This window comes from Neobacillus drentensis (assembly GCF_036966985.1).
GTDB classification, from domain to species: Bacteria; Bacillota; Bacilli; order Bacillales; family Cytobacillaceae; genus Neobacillus; species Neobacillus drentensis_E.
Map to the genome: position 1 here is coordinate 1 of NZ_JBALSN010000240.1, position 4,156 is coordinate 4,156.

The following is a 4,156-nucleotide window of genomic DNA, read 5'->3' on the forward strand; positions in this document are numbered from 1 at the left end:
TAGGACGTTGCCAGGCACGAAAAGGACAATCTGAAAAAGGTTGTCTTTTTTGTTTTTCAATTAATAAACCGAATCCGATTATTGATTGCTCCTTCCTTCACGGAAAAAAGTAAGCCTTGTATACATTGCCCGAGCCGGGATATTTATTCGCAAAACAGTAAATGAACCAGCCTTGGATTGCCCGAGCCGGCATATTTATTCGCAAAACGGTAAATGAACCAGCCTTGGATTGCCCGAACCAGCATATTTTTATGCAAAACGGTAAATGAACCGCGCACCAGTAGTTGCCTCATCGTGTATCTTTTTTCATCAACAACAAAAAAGGACAATGAGTTAAATTCATTGTCCTTTTACGCATCTTTATATAATGAAATTATCGCCTCAATCGTCGTAATACTTTGTATTCAAAATCATCACGATCGATATCCAATCCCATTACTTCGTTTCGGAAGGTCTTAAATCGTCCATCTTCTACTTCCAGAGTAAAATATCCTCTTTCACTTAAAAGATTAATATCCCCAATGATATTTTTCCTGCGGACAGGGTCAAATAAATTAACTAAGTTAGGATTACTTGGATGCGGTTTGAATTGACATCCTTGTTCCACACAAGTCCTCACGATGTTCTGGACCTTTGGATGGGCAATACTCTCAATTTTCTTGGTTGCTTCGATACTAAGCATAACATCACTCCTTTTTCCGTCTTAAAACGATATGCATATGCTATCACTAATATGCAATCCCTTCTTAACCACCTACAAGTCCATTCATATAATAGAAGGATATATGCATTTCCATGCTAAAATTGATTTATGCTTGTAACAGTGGAGGTATGGATATGATACATATTGTGAATGGGGATGTGGTGGGTAATAAGATTGGAAATCTTCCAGGTGATGTTCTGGTTTGGCGGGAAATGTATGATTTTGGTCCACTCTCCCATGATATTTCCGGTGAAAATTGGATCAGCTGGCGCGCCCATTTTTTTGAAAAAAAGTTAGCGATTCCAGCTGAATTATTCATCCAGAATTGTAAAAACCAAAATCAATTACTTTCTGAGATTCAAAAGGAAACAGAGATTGTTCTTTGGTTTGAGCACGATCGATATGATCAAACAATGTTAATGTTTTTGCTCAATGAACTATCAAAAAAAGAAATGATGAAATTATCAATGGTGACAATTAACGAGTATGAAGGGGAAGAGCCTTTTTATGGCCTTGGGCAATTGACTTCAACTCAATTAGAAGAACTTTTTCATAAAAAGAAACAACCTATTTCAGATGAGCAAAAGAAAGAAGCAATTACCGGCTGGCAAGCATATACCTCAAAGAATCCGACTGATATTGAAAAGTGGATTGCTGACTCAAAACGGAAGTTACCATTTTTGAAACAAGCATTACAATCTCATTTAAGCTTCTTTCCTTCATTACATTCAGGTCTAAATGAGGTAGAAACCTTCGTGATTAAATATCTTGATAAAAATACTTGCTCCTTTACTGAATTGTTTCAAGCCATTACTCAAAAAAGAAGTAACGATGGTATTAGTGATCTTTATTTTGCAGCCATGCTAAACGAACTGATGAGTGGCCCATATCCATTGTTGGAATGTGATAATCCACTTCCTGACTATCAGAACCCAGAACCCATAGCCAAACTTAGGTTAACTTCCAATGGTTTAGATGTTTTATATGGACCAATAAAGTGCTTTGAATTTTATGAACGTGATTGGTGGCTTGGCGGGGTCTATCAAAAAAAGGATAAATGGTTTTGGAATGGAAAAAAGCTTATTAATAAAGCTGAATATTAATTAATACGGGTCAGTCCTTCACGACATAAAGTTGTAATGGACTGACCCTTTCTACGTCTTTGGCCCGAGTTAAAAATCAAGCTTAGGCGCAATTATGATAATTAGGGAAAAAAGGTAAGATGATATCAAGATAAACAAAGGAGGAAAACAAAATGAAAAAATTTGGCTTACTTTTAGCAGGTGGGGTTGCAACAATCGTCCTGCTCTCAACAATTGGTCCGATGCTAGGTCTGATTGTAAGTGCGGTGCTGTTATATTTCATCTACAAAAAGTTCTTAAAAACAGAATCAACCGGTTGGAAAATTGGCTTAGCGATTATCGGGGGGATTGTCCTAATCGCTTCTCTCCACAATATTCCTGCCATCATTGGTGTTGCAGCTGCATATGTGCTGTACCTAGTCTACAAAAAATGGAATAACAGCAAAGAGATTTATGAAAAGGAAGAATCAGACCCATTCATAAATTTTGAAAAGCAATGGAATGAATTAAAGAGATAGTATGTGGTGTTAACGAAAAATAAAATCAAACGAAAAAAGGAGAGAATAAGATGACAAACTTATTTACAAAAATTAAAAACACAATTACAGCAGATTTACACGAGGCAATTGATCACAAGGAGAAGAAAAATCCAATCGCTCTTCTTAATCAATACCTTCGCCAATGTGAACAGGAAACCGAAAAGGTGCGAAAACTGTTGGAACGCCAGTATACCTTGAAGGATGAATTTCAAAGAGAATACCAGCGAGCAGCGGAACTGGCTGAAAAAAGAACATACCAAGCTGAAGTTGCCTCAAAAGCAGGGGAAACTGAGTTATATCAGTTCGCGGCAGCAGAGCAGCAGCAATATACCGAACGAGCAAGCCGTCTATGTACATCCTTAGAACAAGTTAACGGGCAGCTAAGTGATTTAGAAAGAAAATATGAGGAAATGAAGCATAAGGTAAAAGACATGCATCTTCGCCGTTTGGAATTAATGGGCCGCGAAAATGTAACCCGCGCGAATCTCCAAATCAACCAAGTGATCGATTCCCATTCATACTCTGATAAATCATACTCAAAGTTCAAGGAAATCGAAAATTATCTTGACCGCTTAGAGCAGCAAGTGAACAGCTCCTTTTATCGTAGTACAATTGATACTCGTGTTGCACAATTAGAAAAAGAATTGAAAAAAGAAACTATTTCATAAGCTTTTAAATGAACAAAGAGCGAGGCATTATAGCCTCGCTCTTTGTATTATTCTTTAATGAATTTTTTGGTACTTCTGGTGGTATCAATGGCGACCGGGGGTCATACCCCCTGTATTCCAAAGTAAAATTGATTTTTTTGAAAATTTTGAGTTGTGCAACATATTTTCAGATGCTATACTAATCATATTAATTTTTGTAATCATGATTATCAAATGGTTTTGATTATTTTTTTAACTACGATTAAAGTTTTTGGAAGGCACTTTAAAGTGATACTTGTTATGTTAACCTCTTTACGGCGGAAGAGGACGAAAGGGATGTTAAAATGTCAACGGAATGTAAAGAAAGAGAAATTATCACCAATTTTCCTTATGCGTATCAAGCGATTGAAAACACTTGGATTGTTTTAAAAGACGGTACGAGACTCTCCAGTCGGATCTGGCTGCCTGAAGTTCCGGAAGGTGAAAAAGTACCGGCCATTTTAGAGTACATTCCATACCGAAAAACAGACGGTACAAGGACAAGAGATGAACCGATGCATGGTTATTTTGCTGGACATGGTTATGCAGCAGTCAGAGTGGATATGAGAGGTTCGGGGGAATCCGATGGTCTGCTAATGGATGAATACTTAAAGCAAGAACAAGATGATGCCCTTGAAGTAATAGAATGGATATCAAATCAACCTTGGTGTGATGGAAACATCGGGATGATGGGTAAATCTTGGGGAGGCTTTAATTCCCTTCAAGTCGCAGCTAGAAGACCCAAAAATTTAAAAGCTATTATTACCCTTGGATTTACCGATGACCGCTATAACAATGATATTCACTATAAAGGCGGTTGCCTGTTAAACGATAATTTCTGGTGGGGAAACATTATGCTGGCCTATCAGGTGCGTCCGCTCGATCCTCATATTGTTGGCGATAGCTGGCGGGAAAAATGGCGGGAACGACTAGAAAATATGCCGTTATGGATGGCGCAGTGGATGGAGCACCAAACAAGAGATGCCTATTGGAAGCATGGTTCAGTTTGTGAAAATTACGATGACATTAAAGTGCCTGTTCTTGCCATCGATGGCTGGGAAGATTCTTATACAAATACCGTATTCAGTTTAATGAAAGGACTTTCGGTTCCTAGAAAAGGGATAATCGTTCCATGGGCACATGTTT

Annotated in this window: 5 protein-coding genes; 4 read left to right on the plus strand and 1 reads right to left on the minus strand. The window is 37.9% G+C overall.

The window, feature by feature from the left end:
- Window positions 1-373: 373 nt before the first annotated feature.
- Window positions 374-682: a hypothetical protein gene (locus tag V7659_RS16185; RefSeq protein ID WP_144548595.1), complete on the minus strand. Its 309-nt coding sequence runs from the start codon at window positions 680-682 to the stop codon at window positions 374-376.
- A gap of 155 nt (window positions 683-837) precedes the next feature.
- On the opposite strand from V7659_RS16185, the gene V7659_RS16190 reads away from it, so the two are divergent.
- The 4 genes from V7659_RS16190 to V7659_RS16205 all read left to right on the plus strand — a co-directional run.
- The gene (locus V7659_RS16190; RefSeq protein WP_335540870.1) at window positions 838-1,806 is read left to right on the plus strand and encodes a DUF1835 domain-containing protein; all 969 of its coding nucleotides are present in this window, start codon (window positions 838-840) and stop codon (window positions 1,804-1,806) included.
- A 152-nt stretch (window positions 1,807-1,958) separates the two neighbouring features.
- Window positions 1,959-2,303 (plus strand): flagellar basal body rod protein, encoded by a 345-nt coding sequence (locus V7659_RS16195; RefSeq protein ID WP_335540871.1) that lies wholly within the window; start codon window positions 1,959-1,961, stop codon window positions 2,301-2,303.
- 50 nt (window positions 2,304-2,353) lie between these two features.
- Window positions 2,354-2,992, plus strand: a complete 639-nt coding sequence (locus V7659_RS16200; protein ID WP_335540872.1) for a PspA/IM30 family protein — start codon at window positions 2,354-2,356, stop codon at window positions 2,990-2,992.
- A 323-nt stretch (window positions 2,993-3,315) separates the two neighbouring features.
- The coding region (locus V7659_RS16205; protein ID WP_335540873.1) for a CocE/NonD family hydrolase at window positions 3,316-4,156 on the plus strand (841 nt) is incomplete at its 3' end.